The organism is Arcanobacterium sp. S3PF19 (assembly GCF_000758825.1).
Classification (GTDB): domain Bacteria; phylum Actinomycetota; class Actinomycetes; order Actinomycetales; family Actinomycetaceae; genus Arcanobacterium_A.
In genome coordinates, this window is record NZ_JRMX01000013.1 from 1 (window position 1) to 26,931 (window position 26,931).

Sequence of the window (26,931 nt, forward strand, 5' to 3'; positions counted from 1 at the left end):
GGGGGGGGGGGGGATGCCGGTTGCTTTCAGGCAGACGTTTTACACGCCCCGGCACACATAATTCGGCAGTTTGGCGCAGAGCCCCGAGAATCTTTTCCCTCTGTTTTGTGCTCGCTTTGGTATCCGTGCTTTTTATTTCCGGCGGTCTTGCCCGCGCCTCGCAGTCGTATTGGGATTTTTCCGGCAACGGCTACGTGACCGAAAACAGCATGTTTGTGGGGGACGCCATTCACCGCGTGGACATTTTGGAACCGACAGTGAGCGATGAATGGGTTGGCGGCGAGAAAAAGCGCAAAGTGACGTGGAAGATTTACTTTAACAATCAGGATGTGATCAAAAAATACCGGGACCAGGTAAACGCCGGTGAAAATCCCGGGAATCTGCCCGAAAACGGCCAGGCATGGGGTGGGCGTTTTGATTTTTTCGTGATGCTTCCCAGAGCCGTAGACGACAGGCTGACGCGGATTTACCGTGAAACAACAAAAAGACGCGCCAAAAATATTTGGCCGGGAGGAAGACTTAAAGTAGTACACGAGTTCTACTGGGATAAAATCGAGGAGGACCGCCCGGGTATGGATATGGGCGGGTTTAACGGAAGTAATACCCGGTGGACGAGCATACCCGGCGATGGCGACTATGAGAGCATGTGGAGCGAAGCTATGGGCGGTAACTCCAACGGCTGCAATGCCCTGAACGCGGGAGAAGACAAAAAAGAACACTACCCGGACAGACCCGATTCGGAAAATCCTTTGATAAACCACTACATCCAAAGGCCGACGGAAGGCAGCGACGGTTTCTACACGGCGTGCGAACTGAGAAAGTGGAAAGCCGAGGGGCATTTCGGCAGAATCCTTAAATCCTGGGAAAAGGGAGACTACACCGTCGGTTTTATGTGGGAAATCAGCGCGTACACAGACAAAAACGTCGATCCCACAAAGCTTCCTCTGATCGCGGGCATTAAATCGAACGGAAAAACGGGCTACGCCGTCTTCGGCCCCTACGACACCGACGGCGACGGCATCACCGATTACGACGAATTCACATACCGCACAAACCCGAAAAAGGGCAACGATTTCCACAATATGTCTATCGACGATGCAATGCCGCTCACGCCGAGCACGTCGAAGGGATTTTTCCCCAAGGGGAAATGGGAAGGAGATTCCTCGCAGGGATCTTTCCAATACGATAAAGACGCCAAAGGCAGACTTGTGCCCTCCGGCCTGCATCCCCCGGGGCTGAAATTCAGGATGCGTGTGCCAAACAACGGCAGCGACAGCGGCGAATGGAAAACGCTGCTTGCCGACAGAGGCTACTATGACTGGAATAAGTATTACGGTGCGCCGATAACGATCCAAAAGCGCGATCTGCTCACGGGCGCACTGGGCCCGGAGCAGCCGTTAAAAGATGTTGTGCTGCACACCGACCGAAAACCGGCGAAATTGGAGCCCGGCCATGCGTGGGTGGATCTGCGCACCGGGGATGTGCAGTTTAACCCGAAGAAAGACCAGTTGGGAAAGATTCGTTTCCACCTGAATCTGCTTTATCCAAAACCGCAGGATTATAACTGTGCGGCGCGGCAGTTTATCCAAAACTCCGAGGCGGAATTCGATGTCTGGCCGATGTCGCACTATTTCAAACCCAAATATGACGAGACGTCCGTGCCGGCGGGAGATACGAAGCTTTCCGCTCTGCCGTACAACGAGCTTGACCGCAGCAGAGCGTTTCCGCCCAACACTTCTTTCGTCAACAGGCAGTATCAGGATCCGAAAACGAAGCGTCCCAAGGGTGAACAGGCCCTGACCTGGACGCAGGTGCGGATCGGAGATCTGCACAACGGAAAAGTTGAATTTGCCCCCTATTCGTGGCTGCGCGGCAAAAACAGGACGCCCGTGGTCGTCACCTATCCGGACGGATCTTCCTCCGAAGACCCGTATTCGGGCAACAGGGGCGAGCCGGTGTATGCGCCCGTAAACGTGACGGGAAAACAGCCGGGGAACAACGATCTGAATCTGGTGCTGCACAGCGGAAGCGGTCCGCGAAATGCGCAGGTGGGAGGCCCACTGCACATGGACGGCGATACGTTCACGCTGAACGCCGCCACCGGGAAGCCGATAGATCCGTTTGTGGTGCCCGATTCGTGGTCCACGCTGGGCCTGGGAAAAATCAGCCTGCGCACGCTGTGCAAAGAGGCGAGAACGAATAAAGTGGAAACGGGCGGGATCAACGGTATGCGCCTGGACCAAGAGCTTCAGTGGGAGCACGCCCCGGAGGACGCTATCCGAACGTGCAAAGCCGGCGGAAACTGCGAGCGCGACAAATATCTCTATCACGACGAGAGAAACACCACGGAGCGTTCGCGTGCGCTGTTCAGCGGCACACCCACGGAAACCGGCGATTACGAGTGCACGGTGTATGCGCTGAAGCCGCCGGCCCTGGCTGCTTTCGATCTTGTTGCCGGGCCGAACGTGAAAAACAAGAACTACGACGTCTCTATTTTGCCCGCCGCTCAAAAAGGCATATTGTGGCAGTCGAAGAAGATCAGAATCAAAGTGCACACGATGGCTTACTTCTATAATCCGCAGTGGGATTCCACCACGGTGAAAGCCGGGGAGTCTGCTCTTTCCCCGAAGCCGAAAAGCGTGCAGACCCGCTGGGGCGACGGCAAAATCGGCGATTTGCCGCCGGGAACAAAGTTTGAATTCGGAAAATACGGCAAATACGGTGCCGATCCGCTGCCCTGGGCGTATTTTGAAGACGGCAGCGACGGTAAAACGCCGGGAAAGACCGGCGACGGCAGAATAACGTTCCGTCCCGATAAATGGATGGATGCCCTTGGCGCTCAGACGCCCGTGATTGTGCGCTACCCGGACGGTTCGAGCTCTCTCGATCCGGATTCGGGCAACGGCGGAAATGCGATTTATGCGCCCGTAACGGTGACGCGTGATAATCCGGGCAAAGGCGATCTGCATCTGCAGCTATATGAAAACGATTCTTTTAAGTCGTTGGACACCCGGCAGGGGATAAACGTAATAGAGGGAATTGCGCTGATCGACAGGCCGTTTATCGACTCGTGGTCTGTGAATCTGCGCGGAAAAATTTCGCTGCGGATGCTTTGCACACCCAAGGGCAAAAATGCCTGGGGCGAAAAAGTGAACGGTCTGACGTTGGCGAATGTGCACGCATGGGATCATGCGGACCGCGGAGAGCAGGAGAAGTGCCGGGCGGACAGGCGCAAGTGCAATCCGGGCAAATATCTGTATGACGGTTACGTGCCCGGGGGAAACAGCGCGAACACCATGGAGCGCACGCAGGGCATTATTGACGGCACTCCCCGGCAGTCGGGTGACTACAGCTGCTCGGTGTATGCGCTGAAGCCCGGTGCGGAGAAGAAGTTTAACGAGTTTATCGCCCGAAAAACGGGCGGACAGCCGGCGGGAAATGAATTTTCGGGCATGACGCAGGGTATCGACTGGGACCGTTCCACTTTCCCCGTGCGCGTGGTGAAGAAATTCGACCTTCCGCGCACCGGCGGCATGGGCTGGAATGTGTGGCTGGGAATCTTTGTGGCAGGCTCAACGGCCTGTCTGGCAATAGCGGTTTGCGCGCGGCGCATGAAAGAATGCGGAGGAGGACGAAACTAATCAACAATCTGCACGTTTTCGTGCCGTGCGTTCCGCAGGGGGACGGAACGGCAAATAGCAAAAAGAAAAACATACAATACAAATACGGTTACAAGTTATAAATAGGAGAGAACAATGAGAAATCCAAAGCGGATCGGGGCTGCGTGCCTCACTGCTCTCGGTTTGGTGTTCGTCGGCCTGGCGGGAGTGAACGCCGCGGCTGCCGATGCCGAAAAAGCTCCCTGGGATTTGGGCGCTCAGGCGAACACCAAAAAGGGCTCGATTAAAATTCTGAAGAAAAAGGACGGCGATACCGCAAAAGCCGTTGCCGGCGCGGAGTTCACCGTTACGCAGGTGACACAGATCGACGGCGCGAGTTTCGATCTGACCAAGCGCGCAGACTGGAGCAAAGTTGCGAAAAAGGTGACGGTGCTCAACGCGCACACGGAAAAGCTCACCGCTAATGCTCCCGCAAAGCCTGATATCGCCCTCGGTACGTCGACGGCGCAGACGACCAACGGTCAGGGCATAGCCGAGTTTAAGAATCTTGCCATCGGCCTGTACAAGGTTGAGGAAACGAAAGTTCCCCAGGGCTACGACAGCGACATCGTTCCGTTCTACGTCACGATTCCGCAGATCACGGGCAAAGACGCGGCTGCTGCCACTTATAAATACAATGTGGAGGTAACGCCGAAGAACAAGGATATTACTTCGAATATCTCCAAGGATCAGAATAGCGGTGCGGTTGTAGGTGCGGGAGATACCATCACCTACACAATCAAAGCGAATGTAAACAAGTCGAACATGAGCGGCGACAATAAAAAAGATGTAAAGGCTGAAGATATTCAGGGATACGCGATTTTCGACGATGCGCAGGAAGCCGCATATACCAAAATCGAGGCCGGCAACGTGAAAAGTGTGAAGATGGGTCAGACTACTTTCACACCTGATACCGACTATAAAGTTGATATTCAGGCTAAAGATGACAGTGATGCGAACAAAAAGACTATTGAGGCCGGGCGTAAGCGTGTTCTGGTTACATTCACCGATAGCGGTCTGACTAAACTGCTGCCGGGAATCAACAAGACAACTCCCGATAAAGTGGAAGTAACGCTTGAATTCCAGCTGAAAGAGGGAAATACGACCAAGATTCAGAACAAGTACGGTTTCATCCCGGGCAAAGGCAAGAACGAACCGCCGAAACCGCCGGTAATTCCGAACACTTCCACGGATCTTGATGTGGCAAAGTTTAAGATTAAGAAGATCGATCCGAACGGCGATCAGGTGCTGCAGAACGCCAAGTTCAAGCTGTTTGCAACCGAAGATGCGGCAAAGAAGTGTGCCGCCGATCATGCGCAGTGCACCGGAGCTTCCGCTTTTGGTGAAAAAAACGACCGGCGCAGACGGTTTGACGCCTGAATACAGCGCAAAAGCCGGCGAGAAATTCTGGGCAGTGGAAACACAGGCTCCGAGCAATGACTACACGCCGTACAACCATCCGATTGAGGTTAAAATCGACAAGACGGATAACAAGCACATGCAGAATGGCGTCTATATCCTCACCGTGGAGAACATCGCCAAGGCGGACGTTGACGGTAAGTGGTTTAACCTGCCGAAGACGGGTGCTGCCGGGATCTTCATCTTTGCCGTTCTCGGTGTCGTATTCGTGGGCGCGGGCACGGTAATGGCTCTGCGTCGGCGCAACGGCAGGGAAGAGGAAAAGTAACGGATATTTGCACGCCGACCATCGGATAAGTGCATTAAACACCGAAACCAAAGCGCGGATGCGCATACCTGCCTGCTTAGCGGCAGACAGGGCGCGTCCGCGCTGCGCCGTTTTCGGCAGAAACCGTTTAACATTATTGGAGAGAAAGGGGCACAGTGATCGCACGGCTGAAACGCATCAGAATAAATCCGCTGCTGGTGATTATGCTCGGAATTCTTTCTCTCCTCTGGCCCGTCACGTCCACGCTGTGGAATAACTGGCAGGCAAAAGTAGATGCGAAAGTTTACGAAAAAAAAGTTACGGCACAGACGCGCGAAGTGCGCGAACGCCATCTGAGCGAAGCGCGCGAATACAACCGCAAACGCGATGGCTTCCTGCCCAAAGATCCCTACAGCGGCACAACGCCGCACGACAGCCCGCTCTACCGCGAATATCTGCGTGTGCTTTCCACGCCCGAAGGGCCGATGGGCGTGGTGAAAATTCCGAAGATCAACGTGGATCTTCCTTTCTGGCACGGCACCGACTACGACACTTTGCAGCGCGCAGCCGGCCATCTGTTTGAATCCGATCTGCCCGTCGGCGGGAAAAACCGCCATGCGGTAATCACCGCCCACACAGGACTTGCCTTTTCCACCATGTTCGACCAGCTTACGGAGATGAAGCGGGGAGACATGTTTTACATCTATGTGCAGGACGAAACGATGCAGTATCGCGTGGTGGAGATCAACGTGATCGAGCCCCACGATATCCGTCTGCTTCAGCGCCGCCCGGGGCGCGACCTCGTCACGCTCGTCACCTGCACGCCATACGGAATCAATTCCCATCGCCTGCTCGTCACCGGGGAGCGTGTTCTGCCCGATCCTTCCGGTCCTCCGGGATCCGGTTTCCAGTGGACCTGGTGGATGACGCTTTTCTCTTTCGGAATTGCAATGTCGCTTCTGATTCTGCTGCTTCTGGCCTTTGGCAGACGAAGGGAAAAGGATGATCCGCACGTGCCCCGGCACAGATATCAGGCACCGCAGTCTTCTTCCGCCGGTGCGAACGGGTCCGCGCGGGCGCAGTCTTTCTCCGCCGAAGATGCGCATTCTCCTTCCGGCGGGGAGGGCGTTCTTCCCTTCTGCGGCGAAGCATCCGGAGGCGGCAGTGGAACTGAGTGAAGCCTGGCTGCGCGTATTGGAAAAACAGCGCGAAATCAGGAGGCAGGGGAACCGGCAGGGAAAATTTTCCAAAGCCACTGCGGCTTTGCTGCGCCGCGGGTATGAAGAAAAGCGTGAATTTTGGAATAGCGGCGTATTTCCCGGCGTCTGCGAAAGAGAAGAAACGTTTGCCACGCGCCACGCAGATGTGCCGTGCAGATGGTTTATTCCCTCTTCGTGCCCCGATCCGTCTGTGCCGATAGTGTATTTTCACGGCGGCAGCTATGCGGTGGGAAGCACGCGCACGCACCGCCGTTTTCTTGCCTCTCTGTGCGAATCCCTGAAAATGAACGTGCTGAGCGTGGACTATGCTCTATCTCCCGATGCGCGCTATCCCGTGGCGCTGGAGCAGATCGCAGACGTGCTCACGCAGCTGTGTGCCGCGCCCGATGCCGGTTCTTCCGCGCCTGCCGGCCGCGTCTCTTCGCCTGCCGGCCGCGTTTTCCCGCCCGTCGGTGCGCGGCCCCCGTCTGCATCCGTTTCTGCGGTTGTGCCTGCCGGGGACTCTGCCGGCGCAAACCTGGCGCTCGCGGCCGCTTTGTATGCGCATAATATGTCTTTGCCGGTGAATGTGCGGGCCCTGCTTCTGTTTTACGGGGGATACGGGTTTTCCGCCGAATCCCCGGATTCCCTTTCGGATGCGGATCTGCAGTATCTGTATTGGTATCTGTGCGGGCGGGAAGTGCTTCTTCCCGGAGTTCTCGAGCCTGACCGCCCTGCGGGGTCTGCGCCTGCCTCCGCCGTGGCGCCCGCGGCTGCCTCCGGCGCCGACTCTTCTTCCCCGTCCCCCGATCTGCCGTCCCCCGATCTGCCGTCCCTCGCCCTGCCGTCCGCCGGGCCTCTCCACGCACGGCGCAGAGCAGAGGTCTGCAGCCGGATAAATGCCGTCGGCGCGCCTTATATGCGTCTGTGCCGGCAGAGCTTCCCCGCTTCGTTTGCGCCGGCACTGATTGTCTGCGCGCAGGCGGATCCGCTGTGCCAAAATTCCCTGCGGCTCTTTCGTCTCCTGCGCTCCTGCGGTGTATCCGCCCGATACTATTGCCAAAAAGGCGTGGGGCACGAATATCTGCAATACGGGAAGTGGCTGCCGGAAGTGATGCAGACCATTGCGGAATGTAAAAAATTCCTGACGGATTCTTGATCTCCGTCTTTTTTCGGGCTAGAGTTACTCTTTGACGAAAAAAATAGATCTGTTGTAAAAGTAGGTTGTCGAAATACGCAGGTCTTCGGCAGAGAGAATCGGCCCGCCGCAGAAAACATCTGCTGCCATGTGTCTCTGTGCCTTTGAATTCCGAAAGGATACCGATTTGAAACAGAGCATAAAACGCCCGTTGCACACACTCGCGGCGATGATTCTCTTTCTGCTTTTGGGACTGGGCGTATTTGCCGCCCTCGCCGTCTCGGCTGCCGCGCCCAAAGGTGCGCTCGTAAATGCCGACACCGCAGCCGCCGTCTCCGGGAAAACACTGAAACTCGGTGACGAAGTGGTAAAAGGCATGATGGCAGACCGCAATATCTCATGGGAAACTGTTGGCGCAAAAGAAGCCGAACGCGGACTGAAGAACGGCACATACACGGCATCGGTCACGATTCCCGCCGATTTCACCGCCAAAGCCGCCTCGTTCACCACAAACGACGCCTCGCGTACCCGCCAGGCAATGCTGCGGATAAAAGTCGGAAAGAACGCCACTCTTGCCGACGGCCTTGTGGCGCAGATGGTTAATTCCGCCGCCGTGGATTCCGTAAATTCCGCTCTCACGTCTGCCTACCTCGACGGTGTGATGCTCGGTTTCGGCAAAATCGGAGATTCGATGGCGTTGGTTGCCCAAGGTGCGGGGAAAATTGCCGACGGTGCCGGGGAGCTGAACGGCGGCCTGGAAAAAGCCTCCGCGGGCGGAACCAAACTGAGCGGGGGACTTTCCCGTCTGCTCGACGGTTCCGGGCGTCTGCTCGAGGGCACGGATAAGCTTTCTGCCGGTGCGCAGAGTCTTGCAGGCGGCACGCAGCGTCTTTTTGCCGGCGTGGATAAACTGGCCGCCGGTTCCGGGCGTCTGCTTGAGGGCGCGGATAAGCTTTCTGCCGGTGCGCAGAGTCTTGCGGGCGGCAGCGCAAAGCTTTCCGCCGGGTCCAAGGCGCTTGAATCGGGAATCGGCTCACTGGCTTCGGGCGCGGACCGGCTGTATCGGGGAATGTTCTACGGAGAAACGGGCAGCGACCCTGCGCGCGGGCTGCTCGGTGCGGTGGCAGGATTTGTGGACGGCGTGGACAGGGTATACACAGCCGGCGGAAAACTGCGTGAGTCGATGGTAAAGACTTCGGCGCTGTTCGGTGCGGCGTCGGCGGCTCCCGTGACCGATCCGTCTACCGGGCGGCTCATTCCCGCACTGCAAAAAGGCGCCCCGGTTGCAGGGCCGCAAAATCCCGCGCAGCAGCCTCTGCGTCTGCTGCAGGTTGCGTTAAACGGGCAGAAAGCCGCGCATGGCGTAAACGGATTTTTCAATGACCCGGCGGCTGCGGCGGCAGTAAAAGGAATGTGTGCAAAGCTGTATCCCGCACAGGCCCCCGGTGGCCAGGCTTCCCCGGCCCCCGGCAGTGCAGCGGGCAACCCGGCCGGCAACGCTGCCTCTCCGGCTGTTCCCGGCAGCGCGGGCGCGTCCCCGTCCGCCTCCGGAACGCCGTCCGCCTCCGGAGCGGCCGCCTTAAATGCCGCGCGGGCGCGGTGTGAAGCCGGTTTGGGCGAATTTGCGGCGTCAATGTTTGCCACCGGATTCCAAAAAGGACTGGGCTCGGCGGCCGGCGCGCTAAACAACGCAAAGCGCGACGGAATGAATCCCGCGCAGATCGGCGACCTGCAGGCGATGGCGGCGCACGATGCGCGCACGCCCGATCCCCTCGCCCGGCAGATGACCCTCACCAACGGTTTGGATCTGCTGCGGCACAGTCTGGGAAGCCAAATTTTGGACGGTCCGCACAGTGCCGCGCCCGGAGACCGCGCACAGGCGCTTTCGCTGGTGGATGCCGTTGCACGAATGGCCGTGGGCACTTCCGGGCTGAAAGCCGGATTTGACGGATACACCAAACAGCTCGGCGCGGGAATGCCGATCGCCGGAGATTCGGTGCCTTTCCTGAAAGGCTGGAATCCGGCGGATAAAAGTGCGTGGAAATATGATTCGGCGCGTGCGGCAATGCCGTTCGTGGACGACGCGCACCGGGTGCGCTTTACTGCGGTAACGGGTGCCGACTGCGCCGGCGGAAGGCCGTGCCCGGGCGTGCGGCAGGGTGCTGCGGCTTTGGCGGTGGGTGCGGATAAACTTGCTGGTGACGGCGGAGCTCCGGCGCTGAGCCGCGGTGCGCGGCAGCTGGCAGAAGGAGCAGCCCGGCTTGCGGGCAAGAACGGTGTTTCCGCATTGCGGCAGGGTGCTGCGGCTTTGGCTGCGGGTGCGGATAAACTTGCCGGTGACGGCGGCGCTCCGGCGCTGAGCCGGGGTGCGCGCCGGCTGCGGGACGGAATCAGGGCCGCCGGGAGCGGCGCCGGCGAGCTTTCCGCCGGATTGGAGAAACTGAGCGCCGGGTCGGGCAGACTTTCTGCCGGTGCGGATAAGCTGGCAGGCGAAGTGGATAAAGGCAAAGACAAAATTCCGCATTTTACCGCTTCCGACAGGTCTGTTATCGGCAAGGCAGGGGCCGTTCCCGTGCGCAAGCAGGCGGTTGTGAAACCCGGTGAGGCGGCTTTGGCAGGAGTCGTGTTTGCGGTTCTTCTGTGGTGCCTGGGATTGCTGGGCGCAATGTCTGCCGGCAGTGTTTACGGGATCGGTGCCGTAGGTGTGTTTGGCGCGGTGCTTGGAGGAATCGGCGCGGGTGCGGCACATCTTTCACCTGCCGGGTGGTTCGGTTTAATTGTGCTCGGCGCGCTGGTCGGTGTGTCTTTTGCCTGCCTGGGCAAGGCTCTGATCGGCCGGCTCGGCAAGCCGGGGTGGGCGGTTGCCCTTGCGCTGCCGGTTGTTACGGGTGTGCTGGGTATTACCGCCGGTGTGCACTCCGGGGTGCGTGCCGTGGGACTCTTCTCCCCGCTTGAACTGGGGGCGGCGGCGCTGCGCGCGGCGATGACCGGCGGCTCTGTGACCATGCCGCTTCTTGGGGTGCTCGCTTTCGGAGTTCTCGGTGTGCTGGTATTTTCCCTGCGGAGGCGGGAAGCATAAGGCAGTGGGCCGCGGGTTTCCCGCGGCCCCGGCTGTCCAGTGGCCTCGGCTGTCCGGTGGTCCCATTTCCCCTGTTTTCCGGCGGTCTGTCCATTTCGGGCAACCAAATGGTCTTATGTTGGCGTATATGTACACATCTTTCCTCCGGGTTGCCCGAAATGTCCGGATTTTCGGCAGATCTGGGGCAGACCGGGGGGGGGGCAGTCGCTGCGGGCGTGCACACTTGTCGGCTGCCGACAATGTTTATAAGATTTATTCCGGATAGAGAGAAACTTATGTGACCCTAAAGAGGTGTGCATGAAATACGTGTATCTGACATTTGGTTTTGCCGCCCTCGGCCTCGCCGCTCTTGGGGTTTTTCTCCCGCTTCTCCCAACCACGCCTTTTCTGCTTTTGGCGGCGTTCTGCTTTGCCCGCAGCTCGCAGCGCTGGTACGACTACCTCATGAATCATCGGATTTTCGGCAGATACCTGCGAAATTATCAGGCCGGGGAAATGACTTCCGGCAATAAGGCTTTCACTCTGACTGTGATGTGGGCGGGGATGTCGGTGTGCGCGTGGTTTATGCGCAAACGCCTGCACGTGGTGATAATTCTCGCCGTTATCGCAGTTTGCGTCACTGCCCATCTGCTTATGCTGAGCCGTCCGGGTCGGGGAAGAAAGCGTGCCGGAAAGGGCCGGCGCCGCACACCGCCTTCTCTGCGGGAGGAATCGGAATTTCGGTGAGTGGCGCGATATATTGAATACGCACGTGCCGGCGCGCGGCGAAAATTGGCGGCGGGGCAAAACAGCGGTCGGAGAATCGGCTGATCTTTCGGGAAGCAGGCTGAAAGGCAGGCTGAAAGGGCCGGTCAAAAGAGAGAGCCGAAAGGCCGTAATGTGATACGCCTTTTTTGCCCGGAAAGCGAAGATATACACTGATAGGGCAACCTAGGTTGTAAAAAATCTGCGCGTAGTATATTTATACGCAGATGCGGAATAGTTATGTGCCTGATCGGGGCCGCAGCCCCGGCGCGTGCATAAATGTTCTTTTCAGAATAAATATATGTAGATATCGAATGGGAGGAACGGCAATGGAACAGCTTGCCACGGCTATTACGACGGTTGCGGACGCAATCACTCTGTATGGCACAATCTGGTTTCTAATCGGTACGGGTCTGTTCCTCACCTGGCGTACCCGGGCGGTGCAGATCCGGCTTTTTGCCCACATGATCAGGGTTGTGCTTGGTTCGCGTGCCGGGTCTGAAGGCGGGATTTCCTCTTTCCAGGCTTTCTGTATTTCGCTTGCGGCGCGTGTGGGGATCGGAAACGTGTTCGGCGTGGCGGCGGCGCTGCTCGTCGGCGGTCCCGGGGCAATTTTCTGGATGTGGATCGTGGCTCTTGTGGGGATGGCTACCGCATTTTTTGAAGCGGTGCTGGCGCAGCTGTTTAAGGTTCCGGCCGGCGACGGCACGTTCCGCGGCGGTCCGGCCTATTATATCGGCATCGGAATGAGGGCAAAGCCGCTGGCGGTTGTATTCTCGCTGATTACGGTTGTTACCTGCGCGGTGGTAATCACCTCCGTGCAGTCCAACGCCATTGCTTCCACCATGATGAGCTCGGCAGACACCAATCCTACCGTTACTGCCGCCCTTTTGTTTGCCTTTTCCGCACCCGTGATTCTGGGCGGAATACGTTCGGTGGCGCGTGTGACCGAAATCATGGCGCCGATTATGGCACTCATCTACGTGGGAATGGTGGCTGTGATTATCGTGCTGAACATCGGTGAGTTTCCGCGTGTAATCGGAGATATTTTCAGTTCCGCCTTTTCCGTGCGTCCGCTCGTCGGCGGTCTCGGCGGAGGAATCCTGGCAGCGGTAATCAACGGTATAAAACGTGGCCTGTTCTCCAATGAGGCAGGTCAGGGAACCGCTCCGAACGCGGCGGCCACGGCGACGGTGTCCCATCCCGTTTCCCAGGGTCTGATCCAATCTCTGGGTGTGTTTGTCGATACGATTATCGTCTGTACGGCCACCGCGTTTGTGATTCTTGTGGCGGGACCGGAAGTATGGACGGCACAGGGCGTCAATCCGGCAAACCTGACCACGCTTGCCGTGGTGCACGGTCTTGGGCACTGGGCCTCGGTTCCGATGGCGGTAATGATTTTCGTACTTGCGTTTTCTTCGATTATTGCCGCGTATGTGTATTCGGAAGTTAATCTGTATTTCGTTACGCCGAGCAGAATCGGCACCTGGGCAGTGCGTGTGGTCTCGATTTTCTCGATTGTGATGGGTGCGGTTGTCAGCCTCAATGTGGTGTGGGCGACTGTGGACATCGCAATGGCAATTATGACGATCACCAATCTTGTGGCTCTGATTTTGCTGTCGAAATGGGGTTTGGCTGCTCTGCGCGACTATGAGCGTCAGCGGAAAGCCGGCGTTGCCGAGCCTGTTTTTGTGGCGGCGAAAGCAGATCTGCCCGGTGAACTGAATACGGGCGTCTGGTGATTTGACGGCGGTTAGAATATCCGCCAATCCACGGGCGCGGCTCCCTGCTCTGCGAGCAGGGAGTTTGCGCGCGAAAACGGTTTTGAGCCGAAGAATCCGCGCTGTGCGGACAGCGGGGAGGGGTGCGCCGATTCTATTACGGGTGTGTTTCCCAGAAGCGGTTTCAGCTCCTGTGCCTGTCTGCCCCAAAGAATTGCAACCAGAGGCAGACCGCGCGCCGCAAGCTGCTTTATGGCGTGTGAAGTGATCTGCTCCCATCCTTTTCCCCGATGCGAGGCGGGTGCCCCGGGGCGGACGGTGAGCACTCTGTTCAGCAGCATTACGCCCTGCTCGCACCATGAACTGAGATCGCCGTGTGCGGGAGGCGTGATTCCCAGATCGTCGTGCAGCTCCCGGTATATATTTGCAAGCGAGCGCGGAAGAGGCGACACGTCCCGCGCAACGGAGAACGACAGGCCGACCGGGTGTGCGGGCGTGGGGTATGGATCCTGCCCGACAATCAGCACTTTTACGCGTTTCATCGGGTAGGTGAATGCTTTTAGGACGTCGGTGCCGGCGGGCAGGTAGTCTCGGTGCGCGGCAAGTTCGGCACGCAGAAAATCTCCCATCTGCGCGATTTGCGGCGCTACGGGAGCGAGTGCGGCTGCCCAATCGGGGTCGATCAGTTTTTCCAGGGGCTGTCTGTGCATATTTTTATGTTACTCGGTTTTTTGGGCGGTCTGCGGGTGATTTGCGGGCCGGGCGCGGCCGCCGGCGGGCTGTGCAGGTGTGCGGTAACTTCGGCGCCGGACGAAGACGCGAGGGGCTTTGGCGTGCCATGGCCGGAGACTGCCGGAGAAGAGCGCACAGGAAACGAAAATCCTGTGGAGCGGGTGTCTATGATGAAAACATGAAACTGAAAGATATCAGAGATGAAGACGTTATCGGGTTTGAACGCAGATGGGCGCGTGTATTTGATCCGCGCGCGGCAAAAATAACACGGAATGAGGATATTCGCAGAACTTTCGGTATTGCGCCGGGCCGTTACTATCTTTTTCTTGCCTCCCGGCTGAAAAGCGAAAGTTTTTTCCGTCTCGATCCGGTATTGGCAGACAGGCTGAAAAGGCTGTGTAATAATCAGGGAAAGGAGCGTCAGCGTATCTAATTTTGCAAAATAAGTGTAGGCTGTGTTTGTGACTAACAACCAGAATTATTTTGATGAATTTGACCGCCTCGCGCAGGAACGACGGATTCGGGGCACGCACCGCAAACCGACCCGCTTCGGCAGGTGGTTCTTCGGCATATTGGTTTTGGCTGTAATTGCGGTTGTGGCCGGAATTCTGATCGGGAACTGGGTCAGTGCGGGAAATTCCGACAGTAAGACGGTTTCCGTGCGGCACCAGGAAACGAAGCAGAAGCCCGACACCGATAAAGATACGGATAAGAACACGGATGAAAACGGCAAAGCCGAAAAATCCGGCCGGAATAGCGATGCCGACGGTGAAAAGTCCGCAGACGGAGAAGTTGCGCATGCGGGTGACATGGATAAGAATTCCGATGGCGGAAAGGAAGCCGACGCCGCGCAGTCTGCGCAGCAGCAGGCCGACCGGCAGAAGGAAGAACAGGATCGGCAGGTTAAAGCCGCCCGCGGAACTGTGAGCGTGAGAATTCTCAACGGCACGAAGGTTAAGGGGCTTGCCGCCGACAAAGCAAAAGCTCTGGCGGGTTTGGGATACAGAAACGTCAGGGCAGACAATTACCGTTTTGCTTCGCCTGCGGAATCGACCGTGTACTACCGCGATCCGTCTAAAGAGGCAGTGGCAAAAGAAATTGCCGAAAAGCTGAATATCCGGGTGGTTACGCTTAATGCGGGTGCTGTTTCTGCCGGCACCGATGTTGTGGCGGTTGTGCGCTCTCGCTAAGGGTGTTCCCCATGCGGGAATGATGCGGGCACGCACAGGCCGGGTTTCCCAGGTGTGAGTCCCTCCTTTCTGTCTCTGCTTTTTCCCTCCGGAGGGGAGCCGATAATCATTCCCGTGGGGGGCGATAATCAGCTTGCGGTGAACAAAACGGCGAATATCTTTCGCCGCCTTGCACTCTCGGGCTGAGAGTGCCAGAATCTTATTAGCACTCGAAGGATAAGAGTGATAAAACATTGCCGATGAGGCAGGCTCTTCAGGCGTGACGTGAACGTCTGTTTCCTGCCGTCCGTCGCGGGCATTGGCATTAACCGTCTCCAAACAGGAGGAATGAAGAACGCATGAGTAAGATCATTGCTTTTGATGAAGAAGCACGCCGGGGTATGGAGCGCGGGCTTGATACGCTCGCCAATGTGGTGAAAGTTACACTCGGGCCGAAAGGCAGAAACGTCGTTTTGGAAAAGAAGTGGGGTTCTCCCACAATCACCAACGACGGTGTGTCCATTGCCAAGGAAATCGATCTTGAAGAGCCTTTTGAAAAGATCGGCGCGGAACTCGTTAAGGAAGTTGCGAAGAAGACCGACGATGTCGCCGGCGACGGTACCACCACCGCAACGGTGCTGGCACAGGCATTGGTGAAGGAAGGTCTGCGCAACGTGGTAGCGGGCGCAAACCCGATTGCCCTGCGCAAGGGAATTGATTCCGCAGTGGATGCGGTTGTGAAGCAGCTGCTGAAGAACGCCAAAGAAGTTGAAACGAAGGCTGAGATTGCCGCTACCGCAGCCATTTCCGCCGGAGATCCGGAGATCGGCGAACTGATCGCCGAGGCTCTCGACAAGGTCGGTAAAGAAGGCGTTGTCACCGTTGAAGAGTCCAATACTTTCGGCACGCAGCTGGAACTGACCGAAGGTATGTGCTTCGACAAGGGCTACCTGTCTCCTTACTTCGTCACCGACACCGAGCGTCAGGAAGCGGTTCTTGAAGATGCCTACGTGCTTCTTGTGGAATCGAAGATTTCCAACGTGAAGGATATGCTTCCGCTGCTTGAAAAGGTTATGCAGACGGGTAAGCCGCTGGTTGTCATCGCCGAAGACGTTGAAGGCGAAGCGCTTGCAACACTCGTGGTGAACAAGATCCGCGGTACTTTCAAGTCTGCCGCCGTAAAGGCTCCGGGCTTCGGCGACCGCCGCAAGGAAACACTTCAGGATATGGCAATTCTGACCGGCGGACAGGTTATTTCCGAAACCGTCGGCCTGAAGCTGGAAACTGCCGAAATCGATATGCTCGGCAAGGCGCGTAAGGTGGTTCTGACCAAGGACACCACCACAATTGTGGACGGAGCCGGTTCGGCAGAAGAGATAGCCGCCCGCGTGGCAGTGATCAAGAACCAGATCGAGAATTCCACTTCCGATTACGACCGCGAGAAGCTGCAGGAACGTCTGGCGAAGCTCGCCGGCGGCGTAGCCGTGATTAAGTCCGGAGCCGCCACCGAAACCGAGCTGAAAGAGCGCAAGCACCGCATCGAAGACGCCGTGCGCAACGCCAAAGCTGCCGTGGAAGAAGGTATTGTGGCCGGCGGAGGCGTAGCCCTGCTGCAGGCAGTGGATACCGCATTTGACGGTCTTGATCTTGAAGGCGACGAAGTTACCGGTGCGGCAATCGTGCGTGTTGCGGCAGCTGCTCCGCTGAAGCAGATCGCGGAAAATGCCGGCCTTGAAGGCGGAGTTGTGGCGGAGAAGGTACGCTCTCTGCCCTCCGGTCACGGTTTGAACGCGGCAACGGGCGAGTATGAGGATCTGCTTGCCGCAGGCGTGAACGACCCGGTTAAGGTAACCCGTTCCGCGCTGCAGAACGCCGCGTCTATTGCAGGACTGTTCCTTACCACAGAAGCTGTTGTGGCGGATAAGCCCGAACCCCCGGCTGCTGCTCCTGCCGCCGGCGGAGAAGACATGGGCGGAATGTACTGAGTTTTCACTGCAGTTTCCGACCGGCGAAAGACCGCAGAACCGATTGGCTCTGCGGTCTTTTGCGTGCGCGGAGAAAGCGTATCCGTACTGCGGGAAAGCCTATCCGTACTGCAAAAACATATCTGCACGCAGGTCTGCACGCAGGGATGATACGAATGCCTGCGGGTAATGGAGAAACCCGGATTCAACGTATATTCACGCAGGGGGATGCGCATACCGGATCGCGGCGCGTGCGCCGGCAGTTCTCCTTTTCCCCTCTCTTTCCCGGTGACTCTGCCCCCCCCGCGGCACCGCTGTGATATTTCATGCCAAATATCCCTCTCCGCCGGTGTTAAATGAAAAACACCGGCCGATGATTTACATTTAAAAGGTGACTTTGAAAAAACATTGCGGAAAAGAAACGCGTATCGTTTTCTCCGGTCGGGCGCTGATCACCGGGGGGACTTCCGGCATGGGGTATGAGTTTGCCAAACAGCTTGCCCGGCGCGGGCTGGACATCGTCCTCGTGGCCCGCAACGAAGAGCGGCTGCGGAAAACGGCTGCGGAACTGGCGGAGCAATACGGCGTTGAATGTACTTTTCTGAGCGCGGATCTGGCATCTGACGCCGGTGTGGCCGCCGTGAAAGAACGTCTTGTCTGTGCGGAAAATCCGATCACCGTGTTTGTGAACAACGCCGGCGGCGGGCTTTACGCCAAGATCGCATCAAAAGATTTCACCGAGATAAAGAATGCGCTGCAGGTGATGGGCACGGCACCGATGGAGCTGGGCGGCGCGGCGGCTGCCGTAATGAAAGAACGAAACGCTGGAGTCATCATCTCTACCGCTTCCGTTGCTTCTCTTGTGCCGATGGGTGCGTATGCGGCGATCAAGGCGCTGCTGCGTTATTGGTCCGAATCCCTTGCCAATGAGCTGCACGGCACGAACGTGCATGTTGTCACTTTTCTTCCCGGATGGGTACACACGGAATTTCATGCCCGTACGGGCGTGTCGAACGCGTCCATTCCCAAATGGGTGTGGATGAATGCCGCAGATGTGGTCGGCGAAACACTTGCGGCGGCGGAAGCGGGCAAAGAAGTCATTATTCCCTCCCGAAAATTTAAGGTAATCGCGTTTTTTGCAAAACACATGCCGCGAAGCGTTGTATGTGCGGCGGTAAGAAAACTGAACCGGGGGAGAAGATGAGCGCGGAACACACGGATCCGGTGCGCCCGTATCACGACCGAAAACGGCGCGTGGCGCGCAGAATAATCCGAACCCTGATCACGCGTCCGGCGGTAAAAACCGCAGTGCGCACCCGCGTGCTTGGAACGGAAAACGTTTCCCGCCTGAAGGGCGCGTATATCGTGGTCGCAAACCATTCCTCGCATTTGGACGCGCCGACGGTGTTTTCGCTTCTGCCCAAAGAAATGACGGAAAAACTCGCTTCCGGCGCGGCGGCCGACTATTTTTACAAACGGAAAGCAATATCCGCCCTGACTTCGATGTTTTTTAACACATACCCGATTGCGCGCAAAAACGGCGCCGGCAAATCCGTGGCTGTGCCGCCGGGGATGAGCGGCAGACTGCTCGAATCGGGCGTGCCTATTCTGGTATTCCCCGAAGGAACGCGCTCCCGGAGCGGAAAACCGGGCGAATTCAGACCCGGCACCGCCGCACTGGCACTTAAACTGCGGATTCCGATTGTTCCGCTCGCACTTATCGGCTGCGCGGACGCCATGCCGGTGGGGACCGTTTTCCCCAAGTTCGGCAGAAAACCCGTTACGCTGCGGATCGGGGAGCCAATGTGGGGGAACGACGGGGAAACCGCGGCGGATTTTATGGGGCGCATTAAAGCGAGAATTGAATCCATGCTTGCTTTGGGGCACGCGTAATTTCGCATACGCTCTGCGCGCGCCTGCTGCGGGGATATCGGCGAGTCCGGCCCATCGGCAGACAACCGCCGGAGCCGGCACTTGCGGCGTTAACCGAAAATCCGGGGCGTTAGCAGGGTTCGCCCTGCTTTGGGGAGGAGACCGGAGTTGGTGAGGAGACCGAAGAAGCATCAGGAGAAACGCCGGAACCGCCTGGGGAGCCATCGGAAGCACTGCCCGCAGCGCCGCTTTCGTTCTTCGTCGATACTTCGTAGTTCTGGGAAATAATTGTCGCCTGCAGTTCGGAAGGCAGTTCACTGGGCAGATGACCTTCGGAAACGCTGCGCTCGCGCGCTTTTGCCGTCGCGCATTTCAATACCGAGGGAAATACGAGACGCACGGTAAGACCCCCGCCCGGAGTGTCTTTTACCGTGGCAGTGCCTCCGTGGGCGGCAGTGATGGCGGCAACAATTGCCAGGCCAAGACCGGAGCCGCCGGAGTCGCGCGAACGCGAAGAATCGGTGCGGAAGAAACGTTCGAAGATGCGTTCCCTGTCTTCGGGTCTGATTCCCGGACCGTGATCGCGCACCTCAATTACCGCCTCTCCGGCATTTTCCGGGTTGATTCCCACGGCCACTTCCACGGGAGTTTTTTCGGGAGTGTGCGTGAGCACGTTGGAAAGCAGATTCGTGATGAGCTGGGTGATCCGGTCGTGATCGGCGTTGAGCACAATCGGCAGGAGTTCCTCTCCGTCCGGCGGGATCACGTTTGCGTGTCTGTCCGGGGCACGGATAAGAAAATCGGCCACCGCGTTCATCGCCGTGGAGACCAGTTCCACCTGTGTGAATTTCAGCTGTCTGCCTTCGTCCAGGCGGGCAAGCTGGAGAAGGTCTTCCACGAGAGACGCCATCCGGGAGGCTTCGGATTCAATGCGGGCGAAGGCGTGGGCCGTTCGGTTTTCCGGCACGCCGCCCAGCCGGTAGAGCTCGGCATATCCGCGCACGGTTGCCAAAGGCGTGCGCAGCTCGTGGGAAGCGTCAGAAACGAAGCGGCGCATATGCTTTTCGGAAAGTTTTTTCGCCTCAAAAGAGGCTTCGATGGTCTTGAGCATTTCGTTGATGGAATCGCCAAGCATTCCGATTTCCGAATCGTCGGATCCGCAATGCGGCACACGCACGGAAAGATCCCCCGCGGCAACCGTGTGCGTAACCTGCTCGATATCGCGCAGCCGGCGCAGAGACAGCTGTACCAGGGCAAAAGCGATAATTGCCCCCACAACCACGATAACGAGCGAGAGAACGGTCATCACGCGCACAACGTTGGCGGTTGTGGTGGATACGGATATCAGCGGATGGGCAATTACGGCGGTTCCCAGATGAAGACCGGAAATCTGGGAAACGAGCTGCACGGTGATCACGCGCCAGGGCACTTCGGGTTTTGTGCCGGTGACGGTGTGCGGGGTGCCCTCTATTTTCCGCGCCAGCAGCCGGGGGTGTCTCGGTGTCCCATAAATCTCGCTGACCTGCGGTTTTATTACTTCAATTGCTTTGGAATCGTTCAAGTCGAGATAAAAATAAAATTCGGAGGGAAGTACCTGCGTCTGCGAACCGTTGATAAACTGGTTCACTGTCTGCGAGGCGAGGAGTTTTCCCGACGACGTGAGAGATTTGTCTACTTCGTCAATCATATACGTGCGCAGAGTTACGCCCACAAGGGCAATAATGCCCAGAATTACCGCTCCGAGCAGCCCGAGGAAAACGAGCACCAGTTTCCACGAAAGAGTCTGATAAAATTTCGGCCTGTGGATACCCGTTTCCGCGCCCGGGGGAGGCGGGGTGTTTTTCGTCTGCCGTCCGTTTTTATTTTCGTAAAACATACCCGATTCCGCGTTTGGTGTGGATTAGGGGAATCAGTTCCGCGGCCTCTTTCGGGTCGGTGATTCCCAGTGCTTCCGGGGAGTCTATCTTTCTGCGCAGATAGGAAATATAGGATTCAACGATCGACATTTCGCCATTCCATGCGTAATCCCAGACATGATCGAGAATCTGAATTTTCGTGACCACCCGCTCTTTGTTGTCCATCAGATAGCGCAGCAGCTTAAATTCGGTGGGCGAGAGATCCACCTGCCTTCCGGCGCGCGTGACTTCGTATGAATCCTCGTTCAGTTCCAGGTCCAGATAGCGGATAACCGATCCTTCGGCGCCTGCCGAATGCGTCCTGCGCAAAACGGCACGGATGCGGGCGATTACTTCCTCAAGTGAGAAAGGTTTCGTAATGTAGTCGTCCCCGCCGACGGTTAGCCCCTGGATTTTGTCCTGCAGGTCGTCTTTTGCGGTTAAAAACAGGACGGGCAGGGAATCTTCGCGGGCGCGCAGCCGGCGCAGCACCTCAAATCCGTCCATATCGGGAAGCATGATATCGAGCACGACTATGTCTGCCGCAAACCCGGCTTCTGTTTCGAGTGCCTGCCTGCCGTTTTCTGCCGTTTCGACTTCGAATCCGGCAAATTTCAGCGATACGGACAGCAATTCGCGGATATTGGGTTCGTCGTCGACCACAAGGATCCGCGCTTCGGCATGGGGTTTTTCGTTCATGATCCGATTATTCTGCTCTCTTCCGGGAATTATCCGGGAAACGCTGGGAAAGGCTTGGGGTGCGCCGCTCTTTTCCGGGTCTCAGATGTACCGATAGGGGTCGAAATCTGCGATATCTACGGGGGAAACCCGCGACAGAGGCACGTTAAACGCATCTACGTCGTATTCCAAATCGATTATCTTCAGCCCTCTGTTTTCCAATTCGGCGAGCGGCATTGCCAGATATTCGCGGAAGCAGAGGATTGCCGCTTCGTGTCCGGCGTCCAGCAGGTCGGTGATCTGCTCCAGATAATCTACGTCATGCGAAGCAAGAATGACTTTTGCCCCGGGGCGCTCTTTCGCAATTGCTTCCAGCGTGCGCTGAATTCCGAGGTCTACAATTTTCAGTTCCGGATTTTCCGAGGTGAGAAGGATGGGCGTCCATCCGATGGCCAGCAGTGCCTGCACGAAAGTATTTGCCGTGCGCTGCGAGGAATTGATAAAAAACAGTCCGGTGTGCGTTGTTTCCTCCGCCTTTTCCCCGGCCGGTTCTTCGGCGCGGGAAGCCGGGGCGGACTGCCCTTCCGGCTTCGTTTCTTCTGCGGGCGGCTGTCCGTCCGCCGGGTGTTCGATGTGGGGGTGTTCGTCTCCGGCCGCGTTTTCCTCTTGCTCCCCGGGCCGGTTCTTTTCCCGGTGTTCTTCCGCCCAGGGATCGTATTTCAGCACGCGGTCCCAGCGCGGGCGTTCTTCGGCGCGGGGGAAGCGTTTCAGGATATTGACCCCGAGCGTGGCGTCTATATTTTCGCCGTCTACAAGCAGATAGATTACATCCATGTTTCGTTGCGTCCAATCTTTAAAAATAAATGCCGGTTTCGTCCGATTTAATTTTTCTGCCTATGATTATAGGGTATTGCGGCGCGGGATTCGGCCGGTTCAGCTTTTAGGATAAGCGGATATTTTCCGTATGGGCGGGGTGTTCGCCCGCCGTTTCGGCGCCGGAAAAAACGGGGGAGGATCCCGGTATAATAAAATGCGAACGTAATCTGTGGGATGAAATGTGCTACCATTCATAAAACCACAGGGGAATCCTGGCAATGAAACGGCCGGCGCACGGCTGCCGGCATGAAACGGAGAGAAAAGTGCCTACTGGGAAAGTAAAGTTCTTTGACGAGAAAAAGGGCTTTGGTTTTATTCTTGGCGACGACGGATCGCAGGTGTATCTGCCCGCCGGCGCCGTCCCGCTTGGCGTACGTCTGCATCCCGGGACGCGTGTGGAATACGGTGTCGGTCAGACGCGCAGAGGGGAAGCCGCCCTTTCGCTGTCTGTGATCCGAAAGGAAAAATCGCTTGCCGAGCAGGCAAGACGCAGTCCGGAAGAGATTATTCCGCTGATTGAGGATTTAATTCTGATTTTGGACCGCGCAACGAATATGCTGCGCCGCGGGCGTTACCCGGAAGGCGGTCCGCGTATTGCCCGCGCCCTGCGGACTTTGGCCGATGATTTCGATGTCTGAACAGAGAATTAAACCGGGTCCGTGCCCGGCGAGGGAAAAAGTGCTGGCGGCGGCGAAGGATGTGGCGAAAGCGGCACTGCTTGAGGTAACGCCGGCTTCGAATGTGGGCCGGCACGCCGGTTTTGTTTACGAAGGCGAACGTCTTGTAACGCACGTGTTTGAGTGTCTGAAACCGGGGTACCGCGGATGGTACTGGACGGTAACGCTTACGCGTGCCGTGCGAAAAACACACGTTACCGTGAATGAAGTGCTGCTGCGTCCCGGGCAGGACGCCCTGCTTGCCCCGCAGTGGATTCCGTGGGCGGACAGGCTCCGGCCGGAAGACGTCGGTCCTTCAGACCGTCTTCCCTATAGGCAAAATGATCCGAATCTGACGCAGAACAGCGACCCGGCACTGATGACGTCCATGGAGGCAACCGATTCCGATGCGGATGCGGTACAGCAGTGGGAACCCGGGCTGGGCAGAACGCGGGTGCTGTCTGAAGAAGGCAGGTCCAAAGCATACAGACGCTGGTACCGTTCGGATGCCGGACCGCGCAACCAGGCAACGCGCGATGCCGAAGAACACTGTTCCACGTGCGGATATCTCGTAAAAATGGCAGGTTCGGCACGGCAGGTGTTTGGCGCGTGCGCAAATGAGTGGTCACCCTTCGACGGGCGGGTTGTGTCGCTGGATCACGGCTGCGGAGCGCATTCGGAAACAGACGTGCACAAAGCACCCTCGCTGTGGGAGCATAATCCGCCCGTGGTGGACGAACTCGGAGTCGATTATCTGACCCGCACGCCGCAGTGCTGAGTGTGTGGAAATAAGCAGGGAAAGACGTCGGAATTGAAGCGGATACTGGGACGTGTGCGCGATTACCGCTGGGGATCGGAAGATGTGATTCCGCATTTTTTCGGTCTGCGGAGTGTGCAAAAGCCGATTGCCGAAGTCTGGTTCGGCGCGCATCCGGCAGCGCCTTCGCCGATCTGTGCGCAGCCCGGCGCGCAGATCGCGAAAGAATTGGCAGTCTGTGAATCCCGGCTGAAAAACGACCGTGATCCGGAAGATTGCCCGGCAGGGGCGCCGTTTTCGCTGCGGGACTATATCGCCGCCGATCCGCAGGCCGTTTTGGGAAGTTATGCCGTTTCCCAGTTTGGCGGGCGTCTGCCGTTTCTGCTGAAGCTGATTGCCCCGCGCAAACCGCTGTCTTTGCAGGTCCATCCCACTGCGGAACAGGCGTTGGCCGGGTATGCGCGCGAGAATGATTTGGGTATCCCCAAAGACTCCCCGTACCGCACCTATCGGGACCGCAACCATAAACCGGAGCTTGTTTATGCGCTTTCGCGTTTTGAAGGACTGGTCGGTTTCCGTTCCCCGCGCCGGATTTTGGGTGTGCTTGAGGATCTTGACACGGCTGTTGCGAAAAAACTGATTCGGATTATTTCCCGCACTCCGGGGCATCGGGGCGTGCAGGCGGCGTTTAACTATCTTCTTTCGGAGGAGACGCGCCCGGGCGAAGAGCAGATCGCGGAGCTGATTTTTGCCTGCGCCGCCCGCGACCCGCGCATTTCTCCCTCTCCGCGCGCCGACGCCATTGTGACCAGACTGGCGCGCTATTACCCGGAAGACCCCGGGGTAATCTGTTCGCTGCTGCTGAATCCGGTCACCCTGGATCCCGGGGAGGCACTTTTTATCCCCGTGGGCACGATTCATGCCTATCTTTCCGGGTTCGGCGTGGAGGTGATGGCGAATTCGGACAATGTGCTGCGGGCGGGTCTGACGCAAAAACACATGGATCTGCCGGAGCTGATAAACGTGGCCGATACCGTGGCGGCGCCTCCGATTCGGATTGCGCCGGAAAAAATGAGTGCCGTGCAGAAAACTTTTTATGCTCCCGTAGACGACTTCGAGCTTTCCGTTGTGCAGATAGCGCCGGGAGACGGAGTGTGCGGCTTGCGCGGGTGCGGGCCGCGTATTCTTCTCGGCTTGGAAGGCGAACTGGGTTTTGCCTGCAGCGGCGGCCGTTTTGAGCTGCGCAAAGGGCAGGCGGTTTTTCTGGGTACGGACGACGGTGCGGCGGAGGTTGGCGGCTTCGGAATCTGCGCCCAGGTCGGAGTGCCCTAAGCGCGGATACGCAAAAGCTGCGCCCCGGCAGGGGCGGATGAGACGCGCCCGGCAGAGGGCGGGATACAAAGCGATATAAAAGCGGACGGCAAAAACGGGAAAGTCTGTTGCCGCAACCAAAAATCCCCACCCTTCCAAAATGTGGACGTTTTTCGTCTGTAACGTGAGAATTTATTGAAAAATATGCAGGAAATGAGAAACTTAATTAAGTGATGAACACTGATGGGACTGCCCCGGTAAAGCAGAAAAATACAGATAATTCTTTCTCCGCACGGCTTGATTCCGTTTGCCGTCTTTCCGAACGCGGCTCCAACGTCCGCGCCGAAATTCGCGGCGGACTGGTCACGTTTCTTTCCATGGTTTATATCCTGGTCTTAAATCCGATTATTCTTTCCGGACCCGATTCGACCGGAGCCTATCTGGGAGGCGGGTCGGCTCCCAATATCCCCGCCATCGCCGCGGGAACGGCTTTGGTGGCCGGAATTATGACAATTCTGATGGGCGCGGTGGCCAACTTTCCGATGGCGCTTGCCGCAGGTCTGGGACTGAACTCAATCGTTGCCTATTCTCTGGTGCAGCTGCCCGGAATGACCTGGGCAGACGGAATGGGAATTATCGTTATCGAAGGTATCGTGATCGTTCTGCTCGTGCTGACGGGACTGCGGGAAGCAATTTTCAGGGCTATTCCGAAATTCCTGCGGGTAGCCATTTCCGTGGGAATCGGCCTGTTTATCTCGCTGATCGGATTTTCCAATGCCGGCCTGGTCAAAGGCAATAAGGAAGGCCCCACGCTGCTTAATTTCGGCACCGGCGGGTCTATCGACAGCATCCCCGTGCTCGTATTTATTCTCGGCCTGTTCCTGACGCTGATTCTGATGGCGCGCAGAATTCCCGGCGCAATTCTGATCGGAATTGTTTCTTCCACCGTGCTTGCCTTTATCGTGGAAGCCGTGGCGAAGCTGGGGCCGAAAATGGTAAACGGGGAAGTGGCCAATGCCGGCGGCTGGCTGGGATCGGTGCCCGCATTCGGCGGGAAATTGGTGCAGATCCCCGGTTTCTCCACGTTGGGGCAGTTCTCGGTCACCGGTCCGTTCCATAAACTGGGCGTGCTTGCCGTCGCCGTTCTTGCCTTTACGATTATGCTTGCCGATTTCTTCGACACAATGGGAACCATGGTGGCTGTGGCGTCGGAAGGAAAACTCCTTGACGAACAGGGCAATCCTCCGCGCACCCGCTCCATTCTGCTCGTCGATTCCCTCGCCGCGATTGCCGGCGGTATGGGCGGTGTTTCCTCCAACACCTGCTTCGTGGAATCCACCTCGGGCGTGGCGGACGGCGCCCGTACCGGTCTGGCTTCCGTGACCACGGGAATCGCTTTCCTGCTTTCCACGTTCTTCGCCCCGCTGGTGGCTCTTGTGCCGAGTGAAGCCGCTGCTCCCGCACTGGTTGCGGTGGGTGTGCTGATGATGCAGCAGGCAGCCGAAATCAAATGGAGCGATTTTGCCGTGGCGGTGCCCTCGTTCCTGGTTATCGCCTTTATGCCCTTCGGTTTTTCGATCACCGTGGGAATCGGTGTCGGCTTCATCGCCTATCCGATTATGGAAACGGTGGTGGGGAGAATCAAGAAGGTTCATCCTCTCATGTGGGTTGTTGCGGTGCTGTTTGTGATCTATTTTGCGATGGGTCCGATTCAGGCGCTGCTGCTGAAGTAGCGCGGTTTTACGCCACGTTTTCCTAATTTTGTGCGCGGACGGCCGGGTCCGCTGCCGGATTTTCGGATTTGGCAGCGGGCCC

Annotated in this window: 22 protein-coding genes; 18 read left to right on the top strand and 4 right to left on the bottom strand. The window is 57.6% G+C overall.

What is annotated here, in order from left to right:
• Positions 1-107: 107 nt before the first annotated feature.
• The 8 genes from HMPREF1631_RS02605 to HMPREF1631_RS02635 all read left to right on the top strand — a co-directional run bounded on the left by HMPREF1631_RS02605 (position 108) and on the right by HMPREF1631_RS02635 (position 13,227).
• Positions 108-3,641 (top strand): Rib/alpha-like domain-containing protein, encoded by a 3,534-nt coding sequence (locus HMPREF1631_RS02605; protein ID WP_156956197.1) that lies wholly within the window; start codon positions 108-110, stop codon positions 3,639-3,641.
• A 114-nt stretch (positions 3,642-3,755) separates the two neighbouring features.
• Positions 3,756-5,039, top strand: coding sequence for a SpaH/EbpB family LPXTG-anchored major pilin (locus HMPREF1631_RS07090; protein WP_052046985.1), 1,284 nt, complete (start codon positions 3,756-3,758; stop codon positions 5,037-5,039).
• Positions 5,002-5,346 carry an LPXTG cell wall anchor domain-containing protein gene (locus HMPREF1631_RS06765; protein ID WP_198017355.1) on the top strand — a complete coding sequence of 115 codons (345 nt, stop codon included), beginning with the start codon at positions 5,002-5,004 and terminating at the stop codon, positions 5,344-5,346. Before HMPREF1631_RS07090 ends, HMPREF1631_RS06765 begins: the two co-directional genes overlap by 38 nt.
• Before the next feature lie 155 nt (positions 5,347-5,501).
• Entirely contained in the window at positions 5,502-6,503 is a 1,002-nt protein-coding gene (locus HMPREF1631_RS02615) for a class C sortase (protein WP_052046987.1), read from the top strand.
• The gene (locus tag HMPREF1631_RS02620; RefSeq protein WP_034232152.1) at positions 6,490-7,683 is read left to right on the top strand and encodes an alpha/beta hydrolase fold domain-containing protein; all 1,194 of its coding nucleotides are present in this window, start codon (positions 6,490-6,492) and stop codon (positions 7,681-7,683) included. Before HMPREF1631_RS02615 ends, HMPREF1631_RS02620 begins: the two co-directional genes overlap by 14 nt.
• A gap of 166 nt (positions 7,684-7,849) precedes the next feature.
• On the top strand, positions 7,850-10,741 hold the full coding sequence (locus tag HMPREF1631_RS02625; protein ID WP_198017356.1) for a hypothetical protein: 2,892 nt from the start codon (positions 7,850-7,852) through the stop codon (positions 10,739-10,741).
• A gap of 297 nt (positions 10,742-11,038) precedes the next feature.
• Complete coding sequence (locus HMPREF1631_RS02630; protein ID WP_084707352.1) at positions 11,039-11,467, top strand: YbaN family protein; 429 nt, start codon at positions 11,039-11,041, stop codon at positions 11,465-11,467.
• Positions 11,468-11,814: 347 nt separating this feature from the next.
• Positions 11,815-13,227 carry a sodium:alanine symporter family protein gene (locus HMPREF1631_RS02635; protein ID WP_034232158.1) on the top strand — a complete coding sequence of 471 codons (1,413 nt, stop codon included), beginning with the start codon at positions 11,815-11,817 and terminating at the stop codon, positions 13,225-13,227.
• Between the two features lie 11 nt (positions 13,228-13,238).
• On the opposite strand, the gene HMPREF1631_RS02640 is transcribed toward HMPREF1631_RS02635, so the two are convergent.
• Positions 13,239-13,916: a uracil-DNA glycosylase gene (locus HMPREF1631_RS02640; RefSeq protein WP_034232161.1), complete on the bottom strand. Its 678-nt coding sequence runs from the start codon at positions 13,914-13,916 to the stop codon at positions 13,239-13,241.
• Between HMPREF1631_RS02640 and HMPREF1631_RS07160 the strand changes: the two genes are divergently transcribed.
• The 6 genes from HMPREF1631_RS07160 (at position 13,911) to HMPREF1631_RS02675 (ending at position 18,964) form a co-directional block, all read left to right on the top strand.
• Entirely contained in the window at positions 13,911-14,120 is a 210-nt protein-coding gene (locus HMPREF1631_RS07160) for a hypothetical protein (RefSeq protein ID WP_034232164.1), read from the top strand. The two genes, HMPREF1631_RS02640 and HMPREF1631_RS07160, sit on opposite strands and share 6 nt — an antisense overlap.
• Positions 14,117-14,371 carry a DUF3263 domain-containing protein gene (locus HMPREF1631_RS02650; RefSeq protein ID WP_034232168.1) on the top strand — a complete coding sequence of 85 codons (255 nt, stop codon included), beginning with the start codon at positions 14,117-14,119 and terminating at the stop codon, positions 14,369-14,371. The genes HMPREF1631_RS07160 and HMPREF1631_RS02650 overlap by 4 nt, the downstream gene beginning before the upstream one ends.
• 28 nt (positions 14,372-14,399) lie before the next feature.
• Entirely contained in the window at positions 14,400-15,128 is a 729-nt protein-coding gene (locus HMPREF1631_RS02655) for a LytR C-terminal domain-containing protein (protein WP_156956199.1), read from the top strand.
• Between the two features lie 338 nt (positions 15,129-15,466).
• On the top strand, positions 15,467-17,092 hold the full coding sequence (groL, locus tag HMPREF1631_RS02660; RefSeq protein ID WP_034232173.1) for a chaperonin GroEL: 1,626 nt from the start codon (positions 15,467-15,469) through the stop codon (positions 17,090-17,092).
• A gap of 370 nt (positions 17,093-17,462) precedes the next feature.
• Complete coding sequence (locus HMPREF1631_RS02670; protein WP_084707356.1) at positions 17,463-18,275, top strand: SDR family oxidoreductase; 813 nt, start codon at positions 17,463-17,465, stop codon at positions 18,273-18,275.
• Positions 18,272-18,964 carry a 1-acyl-sn-glycerol-3-phosphate acyltransferase gene (locus HMPREF1631_RS02675; protein WP_034232179.1) on the top strand — a complete coding sequence of 231 codons (693 nt, stop codon included), beginning with the start codon at positions 18,272-18,274 and terminating at the stop codon, positions 18,962-18,964. Before HMPREF1631_RS02670 ends, HMPREF1631_RS02675 begins: the two co-directional genes overlap by 4 nt.
• Positions 18,965-19,073: 109 nt before the next feature.
• On the opposite strand, the gene HMPREF1631_RS02680 is transcribed toward HMPREF1631_RS02675, so the two are convergent.
• The 3 genes from HMPREF1631_RS02680 to HMPREF1631_RS07215 form a co-directional block, all read right to left on the bottom strand.
• On the bottom strand, positions 19,074-20,819 hold the full coding sequence (locus HMPREF1631_RS02680; RefSeq protein WP_052046988.1) for a cell wall metabolism sensor histidine kinase WalK: 1,746 nt from the start codon (positions 20,817-20,819) through the stop codon (positions 19,074-19,076).
• A complete protein-coding gene (locus HMPREF1631_RS02685) occupies positions 20,803-21,537 on the bottom strand; it encodes a response regulator transcription factor (protein WP_034232183.1) in 735 nt (244 codons plus the stop codon). The genes HMPREF1631_RS02680 and HMPREF1631_RS02685 overlap by 17 nt, the downstream gene beginning before the upstream one ends.
• Positions 21,538-21,618: 81 nt before the next feature.
• A complete protein-coding gene (locus HMPREF1631_RS07215; protein ID WP_034232186.1) occupies positions 21,619-22,350 on the bottom strand; it encodes a hypothetical protein in 732 nt (243 codons plus the stop codon).
• A gap of 305 nt (positions 22,351-22,655) precedes the next feature.
• On the opposite strand from HMPREF1631_RS07215, the gene HMPREF1631_RS02695 reads away from it, so the two are divergent.
• From HMPREF1631_RS02695 to HMPREF1631_RS02710, 4 genes are all read left to right on the top strand, one after another.
• On the top strand, positions 22,656-23,030 hold the full coding sequence (locus HMPREF1631_RS02695) for a cold-shock protein (RefSeq protein ID WP_034232706.1): 375 nt from the start codon (positions 22,656-22,658) through the stop codon (positions 23,028-23,030).
• On the top strand, positions 23,023-23,826 hold the full coding sequence (locus tag HMPREF1631_RS02700; RefSeq protein ID WP_034232189.1) for a DUF3027 domain-containing protein: 804 nt from the start codon (positions 23,023-23,025) through the stop codon (positions 23,824-23,826). The genes HMPREF1631_RS02695 and HMPREF1631_RS02700 overlap by 8 nt, the downstream gene beginning before the upstream one ends.
• Positions 23,827-23,859: 33 nt before the next feature.
• On the top strand, positions 23,860-25,137 hold the full coding sequence (gene manA / locus HMPREF1631_RS02705) for a mannose-6-phosphate isomerase, class I (protein WP_034232708.1): 1,278 nt from the start codon (positions 23,860-23,862) through the stop codon (positions 25,135-25,137).
• Between the two features lie 212 nt (positions 25,138-25,349).
• On the top strand, positions 25,350-26,849 hold the full coding sequence (locus HMPREF1631_RS02710; protein WP_034232192.1) for an NCS2 family permease: 1,500 nt from the start codon (positions 25,350-25,352) through the stop codon (positions 26,847-26,849).
• The last annotated feature ends 82 nt before the right edge of the window (positions 26,850-26,931 follow it).

Bases quoted from the DNA above. Each gene is read 5' to 3' on its own strand.
- HMPREF1631_RS02630 (WP_084707352.1), top strand. From the start codon at position 11,039: ATGAAATACGTGTATCTGACATTTGGTTTTGCCGCCCTCGGCCTCGCC.
- HMPREF1631_RS07090 (WP_052046985.1), top strand. From the start codon at position 3,756: ATGAGAAATCCAAAGCGGATCGGGGCTGCGTGCCTCACTGCTCTCGGT.
- HMPREF1631_RS02640 (WP_034232161.1), bottom strand. From the start codon at position 13,916: ATGCACAGACAGCCCCTGGAAAAACTGATCGACCCCGATTGGGCAGCC.
- HMPREF1631_RS02685 (WP_034232183.1), bottom strand. From the start codon at position 21,537: ATGAACGAAAAACCCCATGCCGAAGCGCGGATCCTTGTGGTCGACGAC.
- HMPREF1631_RS02635 (WP_034232158.1), top strand. From the start codon at position 11,815: ATGGAACAGCTTGCCACGGCTATTACGACGGTTGCGGACGCAATCACT.
- HMPREF1631_RS02675 (WP_034232179.1), top strand. From the start codon at position 18,272: ATGAGCGCGGAACACACGGATCCGGTGCGCCCGTATCACGACCGAAAA.
- HMPREF1631_RS02700 (WP_034232189.1), top strand. From the start codon at position 23,023: ATGTCTGAACAGAGAATTAAACCGGGTCCGTGCCCGGCGAGGGAAAAA.
- HMPREF1631_RS02680 (WP_052046988.1), bottom strand. From the start codon at position 20,819: ATGTTTTACGAAAATAAAAACGGACGGCAGACGAAAAACACCCCGCCT.
- HMPREF1631_RS02650 (WP_034232168.1), top strand. From the start codon at position 14,117: ATGAAACTGAAAGATATCAGAGATGAAGACGTTATCGGGTTTGAACGC.
- HMPREF1631_RS02710 (WP_034232192.1), top strand. From the start codon at position 25,350: ATGAACACTGATGGGACTGCCCCGGTAAAGCAGAAAAATACAGATAAT.
- HMPREF1631_RS07215 (WP_034232186.1), bottom strand. From the start codon at position 22,350: ATGGATGTAATCTATCTGCTTGTAGACGGCGAAAATATAGACGCCACG.
- groL (WP_034232173.1), top strand. From the start codon at position 15,467: ATGAGTAAGATCATTGCTTTTGATGAAGAAGCACGCCGGGGTATGGAG.